The sequence below is a fragment of the Ciceribacter thiooxidans genome (assembly GCF_014126615.1).
GTDB classification, from domain to species: domain Bacteria; phylum Pseudomonadota; class Alphaproteobacteria; order Rhizobiales; family Rhizobiaceae; genus Allorhizobium; species Allorhizobium thiooxidans.
The window spans coordinates 616,495-634,775 of record NZ_CP059896.1 but is presented as its reverse complement, the minus strand read 5'-3'; the positions used below and the strand labels follow the sequence as shown (position 1 = coordinate 634,775).

The window sequence follows — 18,281 nt, the reverse complement described above, 5'->3', positions numbered from 1 at the left end:
ACATATTAGGATAGTCCCCCAATCCATAAGCCCCAGAATGTGGACTAACCGTATGGGCCAGCACAGTTTGTCCCGACGCCTGGGCGGATTGAAAAGATAGGTCTACAGGATATCGGGGATAACCCGACTACTCGCTCTTCAGTCGTGATATCTTTTTTCCGTAAAGGAGATTCGCAATGGACCGAATGAGCCACAAAGCAGCGAAATTTGTCGCCGTCGCACACTACTTCGAACCCGCCGATAATGTCGGTAACCCGGCCAATTCTTACATGAAAAGTTTCGCGTTCGAACCCTCTGCTACAATTGAAGAAATCTTCGCGGCAATTTGGCCAACTGATGAATTCGTATCCTTGATCAGCCGTCCACCAGTCCGGATCGAAATCATGCCGGATCAGAACTCAGTTCCGCCCGAGCCTCGCTCCCTCCTTAACCAGGACTCCTCGGTACCTTTTTAATCTGCAGCACGCGAACCCACCGGCTAAGACGAACGGTGAGTACTACCGCCGGCGGCGCCCTCTTTTTCACCAACTGTTAACCATAAATTAGTGCTTCGCCCGCACAATAGGGATTGAATACCGAGGGTGAAGTTTGCTCTGTGAAAACACGTACTTAGCTCATCAAGGCTATGTCTGCAAAGCAGCGGTACGCTTTACGTTTGGGTAAGCATTTTCAAGCGATCGCCGAGCCTGGACCCCATGAATTCAATCGCAAGAAGCGGAGCCGGAGGAAGACGCCCGCAGGCGTCACGCCTGTTGGCCGCCTGCCTGACCGCGGGCAGTCTTGCCGCCGCCGCCTCGCCGGCGGCTGCACAGGCCGTGTGGCAGCCGCTGCCGGCTTCCGCTGCCGACCAGGGTCAGGGCCAGGACACGCTTGCGACAGGCGCAGCCACCGGTGGGACCGCGCCGGCGATGGACACGACCGCGCCTGCCACCGCCCGCAAGGCCGGTCAGCCGACGGAGCCGGATGCGGCCGCTGACACCGTGACCGGCTCGGTCCCTTCGGAGGACCCGGAGGCTGCCGATATGGGGCGGCTGAACCTTCGCGAGTCTCCCGTCCAGTACGCCCCGGAACGCACGACGCCGGACGATGCCGAAGCGCCCGGCGTGCGGCTCGGCACTTTGACGTTGCGCCCCGCCTTCAGCCAGAGGCTCGGCGTCGAATCGAACCGGACAGGCGGAGACAAACAGCAGCGGACCTTCTGGGAGTCCGGCCTCAAGGGATCGCTCACCTCCGACTGGTCCCGCCACCAGCTGACCGTCACCGGCGAAGGTTACTGGCAGCGCAATCTCTCCGGCGACGGTGCGACCGACCCGCGCGCCAATATCGACGCTGACCTGCGCCTCGATCTTTCCGACAGCACAACCGCGCATCTGCGCGCCGGCTACGGCTTCAGCCGCGAGGACACCAGCGACCCGAACGCGATCGCGGGTGCCTCCGTCCAGTCCGGCATTCACCATTTCACCGGCGGCACCTCCGTCGAACACGATTTCGGACGGCTGCGGGGAACGCTCGGTGCCGACGTCGAACGCTGGCTCTATTCGGATGCCGAGCTCTCCGACGGCACCAAGGTCTCACTTTCCGAACGAAACCGGACGGCGGGCACGCTTCGCGCGCGGCTCGGCTATGAAATTTCCCCGGCGCTCATTCCCTTCCTAGAGGCATCGATCGGGCGCGTCCTCTACGACGAGAAGACCGACTCGGGCGGATATGCCCGTTCGGCGGACGTCTATGCGGCAAAGGCCGGCATCACCTCGGATTTCGGTGAGAAACTGAGAGGAGAACTCTCCCTCGGCTACCGCATTCAGGATTTCGACGACAGCCGCCTCGACGACATCGCGGCCATGACAGTCGACGGCAACATCGCTTGGTCGCCGCATCGCGGCACCGACGTCGACCTCCGGCTTTCCACGACGATCGACCCGTCGACGACGGCAGGCGTCAGCGGCGCGGTCATCTACGCACTCGACACCACGGTCACGCATCAGTTGCGCAGCGATCTGGTCGCCCGCCTTTCCGGCGGCACGGCCTGGACCGACTACCCGTCGGATGCCGGCGTCTCCGACAGCGTCAAGTACACCGCAGGTGCGGGCCTGAGCTACAGCCTCAACCGTTACGTCGACCTGACCGCGGACGTCGGCTACGAATACACCGACCGGCGATCCGCAACCGACTCCGAAACCTGGAACGCCGTGGTCGGCCTGACGACCAAGCGCTGAGCCGCCCTATTTGAGGGCGGCGAGAAGGGCCTTGAGCGGCTCCTCGATCGTCGGGCGAATGTCGGCCCGCTCGATGGCGAAGCTGACATTGGCGAGGATGAACCCGTCCTTGGCGCCGCAGTCGAAGGTCTGTCCCTTGAAGTGGTAGCCCGCGAAGGCTTGCGTCTTTGCGAGCTTCAGCATGCCGTCGGTCAACTGGATCTCGTTGCCGGCACCGCGCTCCTGCGTTTCGAGGATCGCGAAGATCTCCGGCTGGAGGATATAACGGCCGTTGATGAAGAAGTTCGACGGAGCCGTGCCCTTCGCTGGCTTCTCGACCATTTCGGTGATGCGGAAACCGCCTTCGAGCTGCTCGCCGACACCGACGATGCCGTATTTGTGGGCTTGATCGGGCGCGCATTCCTCGACCGCGATGACGTTGCCGCCGGTCTTCTCGTAAAGCTCGACCATGCCCTTGAGGCAACCCTTCTCGGCCCGCATGATCATGTCGGGCAACAGCAGTGCGAAGGGCTCACCGCCGACGATGTCGCGGGCGCACCAGACGGCGTGGCCGAGCCCAAGCGGCTCCTGCTGACGCGTGAAGCTCGCGGAGCCCGCCTTCGGCAAGAGACCGGAGAGCAGGGTCAGTTCGGCGTTCTTGTTTCTTGCTTTCAGCGTCTGCTCCAGCTCGAACTGGATGTCGAAATAGTCCTCGATGACACCCTTGCCGCGCCCCGTAACGAAGACGAAATGCTCGATCCCGGCTTCTGCCGCCTCGTCGACCACGTACTGGATGACGGGTTTGTCGACGACCGTCAGCATTTCCTTCGGAACCGCCTTGGTGGCGGGAAGGAAGCGCGTGCCGAGGCCCGCGACGGGGAAAACAGCCTTACGGAGCTTGTTATGTTGAACCACTCGTCCCTCCTTGAGGACATGCCGGCAGACGCCTCGTTCTCACGCCTGCGAACTCTTATATATTTGCCGCCATTTCGCAAAGGCCTGTGCTGGACCGACGCGCCATGGTAAAGAATTTGTTGACGCAATTGCCTTAACCTGAGGTGAACAGCCCTCACCAAGGCTGGAAAATGAACCGTAACACAACGGGGAAGTTCCAATGACCAGACAGAACCGCAAGCTTCTCGGAGCTCTTGGCATTTCGCTGGCCACCCTCATGCTGCCGGGCACCGCCCTGGCCGACGCCGGCTTCAAGAAATGGGTCAACGGCTTTCATGCCACCGCGGCCAAGAGCGGCATCAGCGAGCGCACCTACAATGCCGCTTTCGCAGGCGTTTCATCGCCGGATCCGGCCGTGCTGGAAAAGGCGCGTTACCAGCCGGAATTCAAGTCACAGATCTGGGATTACCTGGATTCGCGGGTCAATCCCTACACCGTGAAGATCGGCCGGGAGATGGCTGCGAAGTACGGCTCGACGCTCGCCGCGCTGGAACGGCATTTCGGCGTCGACCGGTATGTCCTGCTCGCCATCTGGTCGATGGAATCGAACTACGGCGCGGCCCTCGAGACGCCGGAACGGTTGCACCACGTGCCGACCGCGCTCGCAACGCTCGCCTATGCCGATCCCAGGCGCTCGAAATACGCCAAGAAGCAGCTGATCGCCGCGCTCCGGATGCTGCAGAACGGCGACGTCGCCTCGAAGAACCTGATGGGTTCCTGGGCCGGCGCCATGGGCCACACGCAGTTCATCCCGTCGAGCTATCTGCTCTATGCGGTCGACGCGGACGGCAATGGTCGCAAGGACATCTGGCATTCGGTCAGCGACGCGCTCGCGACCTCCGCGAACCTGCTCGACAAGAACGGCTGGCGGCCGGGCAAGACCTGGGGCTACGAGATTGCCGTGCCGAAGGGCGGCGCCGCCTATGAGGGCAAGACCAAGACGCTCGCCGAATGGGCTAAACTCGGCTTTGCACGGCCGAACGGCAAGGGATTCAGGAACGGCGGCGACCGCGCGGTGCTGAAGATGCCGGGCGGTCCTGGTGGCCCCGGCTTCCTGATGACCAAGAACTTCTTCGTCATCAAGCGCTATAATGCGGCGGACAGCTACGCTCTGGCAGTCGGCCTGCTCGCCGACGAGATCGCCGGCTACGGCGGGATGCGGCAGGCGTGGCCGAGGCCGGATGGAACACTCGACATCAAGGAGAAGTTCGAGTTGCAGACGCGCCTGCAGGCACTCGGCTACTACGAGGGCGAAATCGACGGCAATTTCGGCTCCGGCTCCAAGGCGGCCATCACCGCGCTGCAATCGCGGCTCGGGATGCAGGTCGACGGCGAACCTTCCCGCCGCCTTCTCGACGCGCTGCGCGACTGACATTGTGCCGGCGTCAACGTCCGGAATAGTGTGACCCCGCGACACGGGGCGGAAAGCGACCAGACGGTGGAACGTGATGCGGCAGAAGAGTGGACATAGGCATTGGCGCGGCAGCCTCTGGCTCGCCGTGCTCGCCCTCGTTCTGCCGCTGTTTGCGGCGCCGGAAATCGCGCAGGCACAATACCGCGAGCGCAGGACGCTGCTCGACATGCTCTTCGGCGGGCCGCGCTACATAGAGCCGGTCGAGCCGTTGCCGACCCGGCGCAAGATCACGACGCCACGTGCGCCGAAGAAAGCGCCGAAAAGCGTTGCGAGCCCGGCCACCCCGCCGCCGCCACCGCCCGTCGTCAAGCTGGAGAACGCCCGCAAGGTGCTCGTCGTCGGCGACTTCATCGCCGGCGGTCTTGCGGAGGGCCTCGACGAAGCCTTCGCCAATTCGGCGGGGGTTGTCGTCATCGGCAAGAGCAACGGCTCCTCCGGCCTGGTCCGCGAGGACTATTACAACTGGCAGACGGAACTCCCCTCGATCCTCGACGAGGTGAAGCCCGATCTGGTGGTGGTCGAGATCGGGGCCAATGACCGTCAGCAGATGGTGACGGCGACCGGCAGGCAAGACTTCCGCACCGAGGACTGGCTGAAGGAATACGAGGGCAGGATCACCGCGCTCTCCAAGATCGTCACCGATCGCAAGCTGCCACTGCTCTGGGTCGGTATGCCGCCGTTCCGGCCGCAGAACATGACGTCCGACGCCCTGATGCTGAACGGCGTTTACCAGAAGACGGTTGAGGCGCATGGCGGCGAGTTCATCGACATCTGGGAAGGCTTCGTCGATGCCGAGGGGCGCTTCATCCTCACCGGCTCGGACATCAACGGCCAGCAGGTCCGGTTACGCGGGTCCGACGGCATCAATCTCACCGCCGCCGGCAAGCGCAAGATGGCCTTCTACGTCGAGAAGCCCGCGCGTCGGCATCTCGGCGACATGGCGAGCCCCGACCTCGTGACGCTCGACGGCGGCAATCTGCCGGAGCTGAAGAGCCTGCCGCCGTCGCAGATGCAGAACATCGTCTCCACCCAGCCGATCAACCTCACCGATCCGGACCTCGACGGTGCGGCAAAGCTGCTCGGCGACGAGCCTCCGCCGGCCGCGGCATTCCCCTCCCCGCGCGAGAACCTGGTGCAGAGAGGACAGCTTCCGCCGCCGCCTCGCGGCCGTGTCGACGACTATGCGCTGCCGCAGGCAAACACTGTCCTGCAATAGAAAACGGGCCGCGTCGCCGCGGCCCGTCGATCCTTCTGCGGTTCTTACCGGTCAGCGCGGCAGGACGCTTTCACCCATCAGCGCCTCGTCGATCGCGCGCGCCGCTTGGCGGCCTTCGCGGATCGCCCAGACCACCAGCGACTGACCACGGCGCACGTCGCCGGCCGCCCAGAGCTTCGGTATCGAGGTCCGGTAATCCTTGTCGTTGGCGACGACATTGGACGAGCCGCGACGGTCGACGTTGATGTCGAGCTTGCCGTCGAGCTCCTTCACGACGCTGTCGGTGAAGGGACCGCGGAAACCGATCGCGATGAAGGCGAGATCGGCCTTGATGATGAACTCCGAGCCGGCGATCGGCTTGCGGCGCTCGTCGACTTGGCAGCACTTGACGCCCGTCAGCACGCCGTCCTCTCCGACGAAGGCGAGCGTGCCGACCTGGAACTCGCGCACCGCGCCTTCGGCCTGGCTGGAGGAGGTGCGCATCTTCGTCGCCCAGAAGGGCCAGATCGCGAGCTTGTCCTCGACTTCCGGCGGACGCGGACGAATGTCGAGCTGCGTCACCTTCACGGCGCCCTGGCGGAAGGCGGTGCCGACGCAGTCCGAGGCTGTGTCACCGCCGCCGACGACAACGACATGCTTGCCGCCAGCGAGGATCGGATCGGACGGCCAGCCGACGCTGTCGATGTTCTCGCGCCCGACGCGGCGGTTCTGCTGGACGAGGTACGGCATGGCGTCGTGGACGCCGTGCAGGTCCGCACCGGGAATGCCGGCCTCGCGCGGAGTTTCCGAGCCGCCGCAATAAAGGACCGCGTCATAGTCGGCGAGAAGCTTCTCGGCGGCCATGTCGACGCCGATGTTGACGCCGCAGTGGAAGGTGACGTTCTCGCCCTTCATCTGTTCGACGCGGCGGTCGATGAAGTTCTTCTCCATCTTGAAATCCGGAATGCCGTAGCGCAGCAGGCCGCCGGGCTTGGTCTCGCGCTCGTAGACATGCACCTCGTGGCCAGCGCGGCCGAGCTGCTGGGCGGCGGCCAGACCGGACGGGCCCGAGCCGATGATCGCGACCTTCTTGCCGGTATGCACGGTCGCCGGCTGCGGCACGATGAAGCCGAGTTCGTAAGCCTTGTCAGCCAGCGCCTGCTCGACGGTCTTGATGGCGACCGGCGTGTCCTCGAGGTTAAGCGTGCAGGCCTCCTCGCACGGCGCGGGGCAGACGCGGCCGGTGAATTCCGGGAAGTTGTTGGTCGAATGCAGGTTGCGGATCGCCTCTTCCCACTTGCCGTTGTAGACGAGGTTGTTCCAGTCCGGGATCTGGTTGTGCACCGGACACCCCGTCGGACCGTGGCAGTAGGGAATGCCGCAATCCATGCAGCGCGCCGCCTGCTTGGTGACTTCGGCATCCGACATGGGAATCGTGAATTCGCGGAAGTGGCGGATACGGTCGGAGGCCGGCTGATACTTCGCCACCTGCCGGTCGATCTCCATGAAGCCTGTTACCTTGCCCATTTGCTTTTCCTCTAATTCACTTCTCTGTCGAAAATGCCCCTCATCCGCCTGCCGGCACCTTCCCCCGCGAGCGGGGAGAAGAGGCAACCCGCACCGCTGGCGGTCCCCCTCGCCCCGTTTACGGGGAGAGGGTCGCCGAGCGAAGCGGAGGCGGGTGAGGGGCGGACCCTGGTTATTCCGCCGCCACGCCCATCCGCATGCGTTCCATCTCTTCCAGCGCGCGGCGGTACTCGACCGGCATCACCTTACGGAACTTCGGACGGAATTCCGCCCAGCGGTCGAGGACGTCCTTTGCCCGCGTCGAACCCGTGTAGTGCAGGTGGTTCGAGATCAGCTGGTAGAGGCGTTCCTCGTCGTGCCGGGTCATGTCGCCGGAGACGTCGACGCGGCCCTTGTGCATGAGGTCGCCGCCGTGGTGGTGCAGCTTCTCCAGCATGTCGTCCTCTTCCGGCACCGGCTCCAGCTCGACCATCGCCATGTTGCAGCGGGAGGCGAAGTCGCCCTCCTCGTCGAGAACATAGGCGACGCCGCCGGACATGCCGGCTGCGAAGTTGCGGCCCGTCTGCCCGAGCACGACGACGACACCGCCGGTCATGTACTCGCAGCCGTGGTCGCCCACGCCTTCGACGACCGCCACCGCACCGGAATTGCGCACGGCGAAGCGTTCGCCGGCGACACCGCGGAAGTAGCACTCACCCTCGATGGCACCGTAAAGAACGGTGTTGCCGACGATGATCGAGTTCTCCGCGACGATGCGCGCGTTTTCCGGCGGACGGACGATGATGCGTCCGCCCGAAAGGCCCTTGCCGACATAGTCGTTGCCGTCACCGACGAGATCGAAGGTGATGCCGCGGGCGAGGAAGGCGCCGAAGGACTGCCCCGCCGTGCCCCTGAGCGTGACGTGGATCGTGTCGTCCTTGAGCCCCTTGTAGCCGTGGCGCTTGGCGACTTCGCCCGACAGCATGGCGCCGGCCGAGCGGTCGACGTTCTTGATGTCGACGTCGAAGACCACCGGCTGCTTGCTTTCGAGAGCCGGCATCGCCTTCTCGATCAGCCTGCGGTCGAGCACGTCGTCGATCGGATGCTTCTGCCGCTCGGTCCAGTAGGTCGCTTCCTTCGGCGCTTCCACCTTGTGGAAGATCCTGGTGAAGTCGAGCCCCTTGGCCTTCCAGTGGGCGAGCATCTCTTCCTTCTCGAGGTATTCCGAGGCGCCGATAATCTCGTCGAGCCTGCGCACGCCGAGCGAGGCCAGGAGTTCGCGAACCTCTTCGGCGACGAAGAAGAAGTAGTTGACGACGTGTTCCGGCGCGCCCTTGAAGCGCTTGCGGAGAACCGGGTCCTGGGTGGCGACGCCGACCGGACAGGTATTCAGATGGCACTTGCGCATCATCACGCAACCCGCCGCGATCAGCGGAGCGGTGGCGAAGCCGAACTCGTCGGCACCGAGCATCGCCCCGATGATGACGTCGCGGCCAGTCTTCAGACCGCCGTCCACCTGCAGGGCGACGCGCGAGCGAAGCCCGTTGAGGACGAGCGTCTGCTGGGTTTCGGCAAGGCCGATTTCCCACGGAGAGCCGGCGTGCTTCAGCGAGGTGAGCGGCGAAGCGCCGGTCCCACCATCGAAGCCGGAGATGGTGATGTGGTCGGCACGCGCCTTGGCGACACCGGCCGCAACCGTGCCGACGCCCACTTCCGACACCAGCTTCACCGAGATGTCGGCGACCGGGTTGACGTTCTTCAGGTCGAAGATCAGCTGCGCCAGATCCTCGATCGAGTAGATGTCGTGGTGCGGCGGCGGCGAGATGAGGCCGACACCCGGGGTCGAATGGCGGGTCTTGGCAATCGTCGCATCGACCTTGTGGCCGGGCAGCTGGCCGCCTTCGCCGGGCTTCGCACCCTGCGCGACCTTGATCTGCAGCACGTCGGCGTTGACGAGGTATTCGGTCGTCACGCCGAAGCGGCCGGAAGCCACCTGCTTGATCGCCGAGCGTTCGGGATTGGCCGAACCGTCGAGCAGCGGCGTGTAGCGGTCAGCTTCCTCGCCGCCCTCACCGGTGTTCGACTTGCCGCCGATACGGTTCATCGCGATCGCAAGCGTCGTATGCGCCTCGCGGCTGATCGAGCCGAAGGACATGGCACCCGTCGAGAAGCGCTTGACGATCTCGACGGCCGGCTCGACCTCGTCGAGCGACACCGGTTTGCGACCGAGCGCCTCCGCCGACTTGATGGTGAAGAGGCCGCGGATCGAGTTCAGCCGGAGCGAGGTCTCGTTGACCATCTGGGCGAACTCGCGGTAGCGGTCACGCGAATTGCCGCGCACCGCATGCTGGAGAGCGGCAATCGAATCCGGGCTCCAGGCGTGGTTTTCACCGCGCATGCGGAAGGCGTATTCGCCGCCGATGTCGAGGGTGTTGGCGAGAACCGGGTCCTTGCCGAAGGCGGCGCGGTGACGGTTCACGGTCTCTTCCGCGATTTCCTTGAGACCGATGCCCTCGATGGTCGTGGCGGTGCCGAAGAAGTACTGGCTGACCAGCTCCGACGACAGGCCGACGGCGTCGAAGATCTGCGCGCCGCAATAGGACTGGTAGGTCGAGATGCCCATCTTGGACATGACCTTGAGGATGCCCTTACCGACCGCCTTGATATAGCGGTAGACGACTTCGCTGGCGTCGACCTCCTTCGGGAACTCGCCGTGCTTGTGCATGTCGGTGAGCGTGTCGAAGGCGAGATAGGGGTTGATCGCCTCGGCGCCGTAGCCGGCGAGACAGCAGAAGTGATGCACTTCGCGCGGTTCGCCGGACTCGACGACGATGCCGACAGAGGTCCGAAGCCCCTTGCGGATCAGGTGGTGATGCACGGCCGCGGTGGCGAGCAGCGCGGGAATAGCGATCCGGTCGGGCCCGATCTGGCGGTCGGAGAGAACGATGATGTTGTAACCGCCGCGAACGGCAGCCTCCGCCCGCTCGCAGAGGCGATCGAGCATTTCCGGCATGCCTTCGGCACCGCGCTCGGCGTCATAGGTGAAGTCGAGCGTCTTGGTGTCGAAACGGTCCTCGGTGTGGCCGATCGAGCGGATCTTCTCGAGGTCGCCGTTGGTGAGGATCGGCTGGCGCACTTCGAGCCGCTTGGCCCGGGCCGCGCCTTCGTGGTCGAGCAGGTTCGGCCGCGGTCCGATGAAGGAGACGAGGCTCATGACCAGCTCTTCGCGGATCGGGTCGATCGGTGGGTTGGTGACCTGCGCGAAGTTCTGTTTGAAATAGGTATAGAGCAGCTTCGACTTCTGCGACATCGCCGAGATCGGCGTGTCGGTGCCCATGGAGCCGATCGCTTCCTGGCCGGTGGTGGCCATCGGCGACATCAGAAGCTTGGTATCCTCGGTCGTGTAACCGAAGGCCTGCTGGCGATCGAGCAGCGACACGTCGCGGCGCAGCGCCCGCGGTTCGACCGGCTTCAGGTCCTCGAGGATCAGCTGCGTGCGGTCGAGCCATTCGCGATAGGGATGGGTCTTGGCGAGTTCGGACTTCACCTCCTCGTCGGAAATGATCCGCCCCTTCTCCATGTCGATGAGCAGCATCTTGCCCGGCTGCAGGCGCCACTTCTTGACGATCAGCTCTTCCGGAACCGGCAGCGTTCCCGCTTCCGAGGCCATAATGACCCGGTCGTCGCTGGTAACGATATAGCGGGCCGGACGCAGGCCGTTGCGATCGAGCGTCGCACCGATCTGCTTGCCGTCGGTGAAGGCGACCGCCGCCGGGCCGTCCCACGGCTCCATCAGCGCGGCATGGTACTCATAGAAGGCCTTGCGCTCGGGCGACATCAGCTGGTTGCCGGCCCAGGCTTCGGGAATCAGCATCATCACCGCCTGCGCCATCGGATAGCCGCCGCGCATCAGGAATTCGAGCGCGTTGTCGAAGCAGGCGGTATCGGACTGCCCCTCGTAGGAGATCGGCCAGAGCTTGGAGATGTCGGCGCCGAAGAGCGGCGAGGAGACCGAAGCCTGACGGGCCGCCATCCAGTTGACGTTGCCGCGCAGCGTGTTGATCTCGCCGTTGTGGGCGACCATGCGATATGGGTGCGCGAGCTTCCACGACGGGAAGGTGTTGGTCGAAAAGCGCTGGTGGACGAGCGCCACGGCCGAGACGAAGCGCGGGTCGCGCAGGTCCTGATAATAGGCGCCGACCTGATAGGCGAGGAACATGCCCTTGTAGACGATCGTCGAGGACGACAGCGAAACGGGGTAGAAGCCGGTTTCCTGCCCGCCGTACTGGTCGTAGATGCGGTTGGAGATCACCTTGCGCAGCAGGAACAGCCGGCGCTCGAAAGCGTCCTGGGTGGCGGCGTCGCGGCCGGCGCCGATGAAGACCTGAATGTGGCGGGGCTCGGTGGCGGCGATCTCCGGCGCCTTGGACAGCGAGGAGTTGTCGACCGGAACGTCACGGTAGCCGATCAGGTGCTGCCCTTCGTCCTGGCAGACCTCGGCGATGACCTTCTTGAAATGGGCGATCTGCTCTTCGTCCTGCGGGAAGAAGAAGTGCCCGACGGCATATTCGCCCGCCTTCGGCAGAGTGATGCCCTGCTTGGCCATTTCCTCGCGGAAGAAGCGGTCCGGGATCTGCAGGAGAAGGCCCGCCCCGTCACCCATCAGCGGATCGGCACCAACGGCGCCGCGATGGGTCATGTTCTCGAGGATGAACAGGCCATCCTTGATGATCTGGTGCGACTTCTCGCCCTTCATGTGGGCAATGAAGCCGACGCCGCAGGCATCGTGCTCGTTGGACGGGTCGTAGAGCCCCTGTTTGGCGGGAAGGCCGGCACGCTTGATCGCTGCCCCGGCACGCGTCTCGTCCGCGCGCGCATGAGCCATCTTCGATCCTTCAGACGGAGCCATCTTCGTCATCGCCTTCCCTCCTGTTGCGCCACGCGCGGTCCGCTCCGGGAAGTCCGGAACCGACCCGCATGACGAGTCCACCTGCATGGCAAGCGGCCAATCTATCGCAAATCTAGTCCGAGGTCATGACAGACGCATTGCGTGACGGCTGCCGAAAACCTCAAATTAGGTCAACTCATCTGACCTAATTCTTGCGCTTCTATGACAGAAAGCCCGCCCCACTTCAAGAGTAAACCCGAAAATTTCGGCAGGAGGTCGACCGATGATTGCCAGATTTGCATTACAGCAGAAATTTTCTTTCGCCGCACCAAAGGGAGCGTTGCATTTCTTGCAAGTCGCGGCCCGGTCGATCGGTCCGACTTGGAAGACATTGATCCGGGGCCGGAAATCCCTAATCTCCGCGGTGAACCGCAGCTCGTGCAACCACAGGACCGATCCATGTTCTTTGCCTCCGACAACTGGGCCGGTGCCCACCCGCTCATCGCCGAAAGCCTCGTGAAGGAGGCATCAGGTGCCGCCGCTGCCTACGGCACCAGCGACCTCGACAGACGCATCGAGGAACGCTTCAACCAGATTTTTCAGCGCGAGGTCGCAGTCTTCTTCGTCGGCACCGGGACGGCGGCGAACTCGCTCGCACTTGCAAGCGTCGCCCGTCCCGGCGGCGTGACCTTCTGTCATTCCGAGGCGCATGTGACGGCGGACGAATGCGGGGCCCCGGAATTCCTGACCGGCGGGTGCCGGCTCGTGCCGGTCGAAGGACCGGGCGGCAAGCTCGATCCCACGACCCTCGCCGCAGCAATCGACCGCTATCCGCCGGGCGCCGTGCACCAGGGCCGCCCGATGGCCGTCACCCTCACCCAGGCGACCGAGAGCGGCACCGTCTATTCACTCGCTGAAATCGAGGCGATCGGCGAGGTCGCCCGTGCCAACGGCCTGCCGCTGCACATGGACGGCGCCCGTTTCGCCAATGCGCTGGTGGCGCTCGATGCGACGCCCGCCGACATGACCTGGAAGCGCGGCGTCGACATTCTCTCCTTCGGCGGTACCAAGAACGGCTGCTGGTGTGCGGAAGCCGTCGTCTTCATGAAACCGGACATGGCCGCAGACATGCCGTTCATCCGCAAGCGTTCGGCGCAGCTCTTTTCCAAGACACGGTTCATCGCCGCACAGCTCGAAGCCTATTTCGAGGGTGGATTGTGGCTCGAACTCGCCCGCCACGCCAACGCCATGGCGACACGGCTCAGGACCGGCATCGCCGCATCGAACCGCGGGCGGCTGGCCTGGAGCACCGAGACCAATGAGGTCTTCGCGGTCCTCTCGAAGGATGCGGCCACGCTGGCCGAAAGCCGTGGCGCACGCTTCTATGACTGGCCGGTACCGCAGGAACTGCCGAACCTGCTCGGCGAGAACGACAAGTTGATCCGGCTGGTGACGAGCTTCGCCACGACCGAAGACGAAGTCGACCGCTTCGTCGACGCGCTGGGCTGAGCCGAGGCTTCCGGCGGGAACCGGGCATGAAAAAGGCGGCTTCCGCGCGGAAGCCGCCTCTTCTGCGAGAAGATCGCAGATTTAGTTAACGTGGGCCTCGATGGCCTTCGGCGCGTTCACGGCGTCGGCCGCGATCGCGATCTTTCGCGGTTTCATGGCTTCCGGAATGTTGCGGAGAAGGTCGATGTGCAGCAGGCCGTTCTTCAGGGAAGCGCTTTTCACTTCCACATGGTCGGCCAGCTGAAAGCGGCGCTCGAAGGCGCGCTTGGCAATGCCGCGATAGAGATACTCGGTCTGCTGGGACTTTTCGTCTTCGGACTTCTCGCCCTTGACGGTCAGAACATGGGCATGGGCTTCAATCGTCAGCTCGGTTTCATCGAAACCGGCGACGGCCATGGTGATCCGGTAGGTGTTCTCGCCCGTACGTTCGATGTTGTAGGGCGGATAGGTCTGCGCCTGCTCGGGCTGGCCGAGGCCGTCGAGCATGGTGAACAGCCGGTCGAAACCGACCGTGGAACGGTAGAGCGGTGAAAAATCAACGTGACGCATGGTGTCCTCCTGATGAAGCGACGGATTGCGATAACCGGTTCCAGAGCCCCTTCCAGGCGGCGCCGGAACCACTCGACGGCCCCTTGTGGCGACCGCATCAACAACATGGGAAGGCCCTCCAGCGGATTCAAGAGGCGGTGGCACCGGGATGAACCGGTGATGAACGCGCGGTTCAAACCCCGTTCAGTGGGCGTTCGATAGAACGAAATCATCGGGGCCACCCCCGACGGCCGGAGCAGTCGTCCCTTCGCCTTCGGTCCAAATTCGCCGGAACCGCCAACCTCTTCCCGTGCGCGGTGGTTCCGGCTTTTTTCTTTGACCTCCTCCGGGCTTCATCCTATCCCGATCAAGTTCGGGCAATCCCGCTCGGGGGTATGATTCGGGGCGCGGCGGCATGGAAGTTGTCCTTCACGAGACACCGGGGAACCCGGTTCCGGGAAATCACATTGCCGGCTTTTTCCAGGGGCACCGCGGCGCAAAGCTGCGTTACGCGATATTCCGCGCACCTGACCGAGTGGCCAAAGGCACGGTCGTCCTGCTGCACGGGCGCAACGAATCGATCGAGAAATACTACGAGACGATCAATGACCTGACCGCCCGCGGGCTGTGGGTCGCGACTTTCGATTTTCGCGGACAGGGCGGTTCGCAACGATTGCTCAAGAACCCGCGCCTCGGACATGTCGCGCGGTTTTCCGATTACGTGCGCGATCTCGAGCTCTTCCTCGAGCAGATCGTGCTGCCGGATACCCGCCTTCCCTTCTATCTCGTCGCCCATTCGACCGGCGGGCTGATTGCGCTTGCAGCGGCGCCGAGACTTGCCAACCGCATCGACCGGATGGTGCTGCTCTCGCCCTTCGTCGGCCTCGGCGGCCAAAAGCTTTCCGCCGGCAAGATCTACCTCTTGTCGGCGCTCCTGCGCTGGACCGGGCTCGGCCGGCTGCGGCTTACCTCCGACTCACCGCTCGCCCCCTTCGAAGGCAATCCCGTCACCTCGGATCCGGAGCGCTATCGCCGCAATCAGGACATCCTGCGCGCTCATCCGGAACTCGCACTCGGCCCGCCGACGGCGCGATGGCTCTACGAGGCACAGACGGCGATGCGGATGGTCTCGGACCCGGCCCACCTCGCTTCGATCATGGTACCGACGGTGATGATTTCCCCGGGAAACGACGAGCTGGTGCCCTTCGCCAGTCAGGAACGCCTCTCGCACTATTTCCGGGCGGCGCAATTCGTGCCCGTCCCGGGCGCCCGCCACGAGCTGCTGCAGGAGCGTGACCGCTACCGCGCCCAGGCGCTCGCAGCGATCGAGGCCTTCATCCCGGGAAGCGACGAGGGTCCCGCCGTTCCCTGAGGACCGGCCCGGAAATCACTTGCCGGAAAGGATGGCGAGTGCCTGCGCGTGCAGCGCCTCGTTGCCGGCAGCGACGATTGAACCGCCCGCCTCCGGCCGGCCGCCGGTCCAGGTGGTGATCTTGCCGCCTGCCTGTTCGATGATCGGGATAAGGGCACCCACGTCGTAGGGCTTCAATACCGTCTCGACGACGAGATCGATATGGCCGGCGGCGAGGAGCACGTAGGCGTAGCAGTCGATGCCGTAGCGGAAGAGACGGACCTTATCCTGCACTGCCTTGAAGCGCTCGGCCTCCACTCCCTGAAAGAGATGCGGTGAAGTGGTGAAGAGGATGGCGTCCTCGAGGCGTTCGCAGTCGCGGGTGTTGATCCGCTGCTCGCCGTCCGGCCCGCTGTACCAGGCATGCTCGCCGTCGGCAAAGTAGCGTTCGCCGGTAAACGGCTGATCCATCATGCCCATGACGGCCCGCCCCTTATCCTGGAAGCCGATCAGCGTGCCCCAGACCGGCACGCCGGAGATGAAGGCCCGCGTTCCGTCGATCGGGTCGATGACCCAGACCTGCTCCCGGTCGATGCCGACATTGTCGTGCTCCTCGCCCAGGATGCCGTGCTCGGGATATTCCGACGCGATGATCGTGCGGATGGCCGCTTCAGCCGCACGGTCGCCTTCCGTGACAGGGTCGAAGCCCAGCGCCTCCTTGTTCACCACATTGAGGGGCGAGCGGAAACGCGGCAAGGTTTCTGCCCTGGCTGCCTCGGCGAGGCGGTCGAAGAAAGCGCGGTCGGGACGCATGGGGTTTTCCGTTTCTGGGACGTGACAGACGGACTGTCTTATCCGACTTGTTCCATTTTGCAATGTTCGCGCAACGCCCAAGAAATGCTCAAAATGACGCCATGCACAAAAACATGTCAAAATCTGTTGACTCTTGTGCGGTGCAATATTAGCGTAAGGCCACAGTCTTCGGACTGTAAATACCCTCCTTGGGTGTTTCCTCCCTAGATTTGACCGCGCCCATGGCGCGGTTTTTTTTGGCGTTTGGGCAGCGGCTTATTCGGCGGCGAGCGCGCTGTCGCCCGTATAGCGGGCGACGAACTCCGCCATGCCTTCCATGAAAACGGAGAGCGATCCGGCGAGGGCTGCGAAGTGCGGCCGCTTGGCGAGGTTCGTCTCGTCGACGTAGAGCGCCCGGTTCACCTCGATCTGCAACGCGTGCAGCCCCTTCACCGGTCGACCGTAATGCTCGGTGATGAACCCGCCGGCATAGGGCTTGTTGCGCACGGCGGTGAAGCCGAGATCCTCCAGAAGTGCGATGGCCGCATTGGAAAGATCCGCCGAGGCGCTGGTGCCGTAGCGGTCACCGACGATGAAATCCGGACGGACACCGGTGCCGGCAATGCGGATATTGCCGGGCATGGAGTGGCAATCGATCAGCACGCCGAATCCGAAGCGCGCATGGGTGCGGGCGATCAGCTTGCGCAGGCAGGCATGATACGGCTTATAGATCGTATCGATCCGGGAGAGCGCCTCGGCGACCGGAAGGCGGCGCTGATAGATCTCGACGTTCTCCGCGACGATGCGTGGAATGGTTCCGAGCCCGCCCGCCACGCGAACCGAATTGCTGTTGGCATAGGGCGGCACCGCGTCGATAAACATGCGCGGGTCGAGTTCGTACGGCTCGCGGTTCACGTCGACATAGGCGCGCGGGAAATGGGCGAGCAGCATGGGCGCCCCAAGAGCGGGAGCGGCGGAAAACAGCTCGTCGACGAAGTGATCCTCCGAGCGGCGAATGCCGAGCGCATCAAGCCTCGAGCTTTCCAGAAAGGCCCGACTGTAGCGACGGCCGCTGTGGGGCGAATTGTAGACGAAGGGGATTGTTTGCGTCTCGGGCTCGCGCACCTCGAACAGCTCCGGATCCCAGTACGTCTCCTCCATCGCGCCCCTTCTTTACCAAATCAACAACTTGCAACAATGGATATGTTGCCAGCTAGCCCCGGCGAAGTCCATAGTATAGCAAGCGGCAGGACGGCGCGGACACGCGAGTTCACCGGATGTTTACCCCGGTGGCAGTAGCGTGACGGCCGGAATCCATTCCTTCTATCAGTACGAGTAGCGGTCCATACATGACTCAGAAAATCCTTCTCGCCGAAGACGACAACGACATGCGCCGATTCCTGGTGAAGGCCCTGGAAAAGGCCGGGTACAAGGTCTCTTCCTACGACAACGGCGCCAGCGCCTACGATCATCTTCGCGAGGAGCCCTTCTCCCTGCTGTTGACCGACATCGTCATGCCCGAGATGGACGGCATCGAACTGGCGCGCCGTGCGACCGAACTCGATCCCGACCTCAAGGTGATGTTCATCACCGGCTTTGCCGCCGTTGCGCTGAACGCCGATTCGAAGGCTCCGAAGGACGCGAAGGTGCTTTCGAAGCCCTTCCACCTGCGCGACCTCGTCAACGAGGTGAACAAACTCCTTGCGGCGTAACGGGTTTGAAAAAACTCGTCACAAAACCGAAAAAACCCTATTGACGGGACAGAGGGTTTTGTGGTCTTAAGCCGCCATCGGATGGGCGTGTAGCTCAGCGGGAGAGCACTACGTTGACATCGTAGGGGTCACAAGTTCGATCCTTGTCACGCCCACCATCCCTATTCAGATCAAGGGCTTGCCGAAATACCGGCGAGCCCTTTTTCGTTTCTCCGGATACCTCGGACGAGCCGCGAA

13 protein-coding genes and 1 tRNA gene are annotated in these 18,281 nt (G+C 63.6%); 8 read left to right on the top strand and 6 right to left on the bottom strand.

The window, feature by feature from the left end; all coding sequences use genetic code 11:
* Positions 1–176: 176 nt before the first annotated feature.
* Together H4I97_RS02870 and H4I97_RS02865 are read left to right on the top strand one after the other, a co-directional pair.
* Entirely contained in the window at positions 177–455 is a 279-nt protein-coding gene (locus tag H4I97_RS02870; RefSeq protein WP_182306448.1) for a hypothetical protein, read from the top strand.
* A 297-nt stretch (positions 456–752) separates the two neighbouring features.
* Positions 753–2,216, top strand: a complete 1,464-nt coding sequence (locus H4I97_RS02865; RefSeq protein WP_244658700.1) for an outer membrane beta-barrel protein — start codon at positions 753–755, stop codon at positions 2,214–2,216.
* Between the two features lie 6 nt (positions 2,217–2,222).
* Here the strand turns inward: H4I97_RS02865 and galU are convergent, their stop codons facing one another.
* Positions 2,223–3,110 carry a UTP--glucose-1-phosphate uridylyltransferase GalU gene (gene galU, locus H4I97_RS02860; protein WP_182306446.1) on the bottom strand — a complete coding sequence of 296 codons (888 nt, stop codon included), beginning with the start codon at positions 3,108–3,110 and terminating at the stop codon, positions 2,223–2,225.
* A gap of 199 nt (positions 3,111–3,309) precedes the next feature.
* On the opposite strand from galU, the gene H4I97_RS02855 reads away from it, so the two are divergent.
* Positions 3,310–4,521: a lytic murein transglycosylase gene (locus tag H4I97_RS02855; protein ID WP_182306445.1), complete on the top strand. Its 1,212-nt coding sequence runs from the start codon at positions 3,310–3,312 to the stop codon at positions 4,519–4,521.
* A 76-nt stretch (positions 4,522–4,597) separates the two neighbouring features.
* Complete coding sequence (locus tag H4I97_RS02850) at positions 4,598–5,779, top strand: SGNH/GDSL hydrolase family protein (RefSeq protein WP_182306444.1); 1,182 nt, start codon at positions 4,598–4,600, stop codon at positions 5,777–5,779.
* A gap of 51 nt (positions 5,780–5,830) precedes the next feature.
* Here the strand turns inward: H4I97_RS02850 and H4I97_RS02845 are convergent, their stop codons facing one another.
* Positions 5,831–7,285, bottom strand: coding sequence for a glutamate synthase subunit beta (locus H4I97_RS02845; protein WP_182306443.1), 1,455 nt, complete (start codon positions 7,283–7,285; stop codon positions 5,831–5,833).
* Between the two features lie 172 nt (positions 7,286–7,457).
* Positions 7,458–12,149 (bottom strand): glutamate synthase large subunit, encoded by a 4,692-nt coding sequence (gene gltB, locus H4I97_RS02840; protein WP_244658753.1) that lies wholly within the window; start codon positions 12,147–12,149, stop codon positions 7,458–7,460.
* Between the two features lie 462 nt (positions 12,150–12,611).
* Here gltB and H4I97_RS02835 point away from each other — a divergent pair, with 462 nt between their 5' ends.
* Positions 12,612–13,661, top strand: coding sequence for a threonine aldolase family protein (locus H4I97_RS02835; RefSeq protein ID WP_182306441.1), 1,050 nt, complete (start codon positions 12,612–12,614; stop codon positions 13,659–13,661).
* Positions 13,662–13,742: 81 nt separating this feature from the next.
* On the opposite strand, the gene H4I97_RS02830 is transcribed toward H4I97_RS02835, so the two are convergent.
* A complete protein-coding gene (locus H4I97_RS02830) occupies positions 13,743–14,210 on the bottom strand; it encodes an Hsp20 family protein (protein ID WP_182306440.1) in 468 nt (155 codons plus the stop codon).
* A 394-nt stretch (positions 14,211–14,604) separates the two neighbouring features.
* On the opposite strand from H4I97_RS02830, the gene H4I97_RS02825 reads away from it, so the two are divergent.
* Positions 14,605–15,561 (top strand): alpha/beta fold hydrolase, encoded by a 957-nt coding sequence (locus H4I97_RS02825; protein WP_182306439.1) that lies wholly within the window; start codon positions 14,605–14,607, stop codon positions 15,559–15,561.
* Positions 15,562–15,576: 15 nt separating this feature from the next.
* On the opposite strand, the gene hisN is transcribed toward H4I97_RS02825, so the two are convergent.
* Both hisN and H4I97_RS02815 read right to left on the bottom strand, forming a co-directional pair.
* Positions 15,577–16,353, bottom strand: coding sequence for a histidinol-phosphatase (gene hisN / locus H4I97_RS02820; protein WP_182306438.1), 777 nt, complete (start codon positions 16,351–16,353; stop codon positions 15,577–15,579).
* A gap of 255 nt (positions 16,354–16,608) precedes the next feature.
* Positions 16,609–17,493 carry an N-formylglutamate amidohydrolase gene (locus tag H4I97_RS02815; protein WP_182306437.1) on the bottom strand — a complete coding sequence of 295 codons (885 nt, stop codon included), beginning with the start codon at positions 17,491–17,493 and terminating at the stop codon, positions 16,609–16,611.
* Positions 17,494–17,681: 188 nt separating this feature from the next.
* Between H4I97_RS02815 and cpdR1 the strand changes: the two genes are divergently transcribed.
* Positions 17,682–18,044 carry a response regulator CpdR1 gene (gene cpdR1 / locus H4I97_RS02810; RefSeq protein ID WP_112689893.1) on the top strand — a complete coding sequence of 121 codons (363 nt, stop codon included), beginning with the start codon at positions 17,682–17,684 and terminating at the stop codon, positions 18,042–18,044.
* A gap of 83 nt (positions 18,045–18,127) precedes the next feature.
* Positions 18,128–18,202 (top strand) — tRNA-Val (locus H4I97_RS02805).
* Positions 18,203–18,281 lie beyond the last annotated feature (79 nt).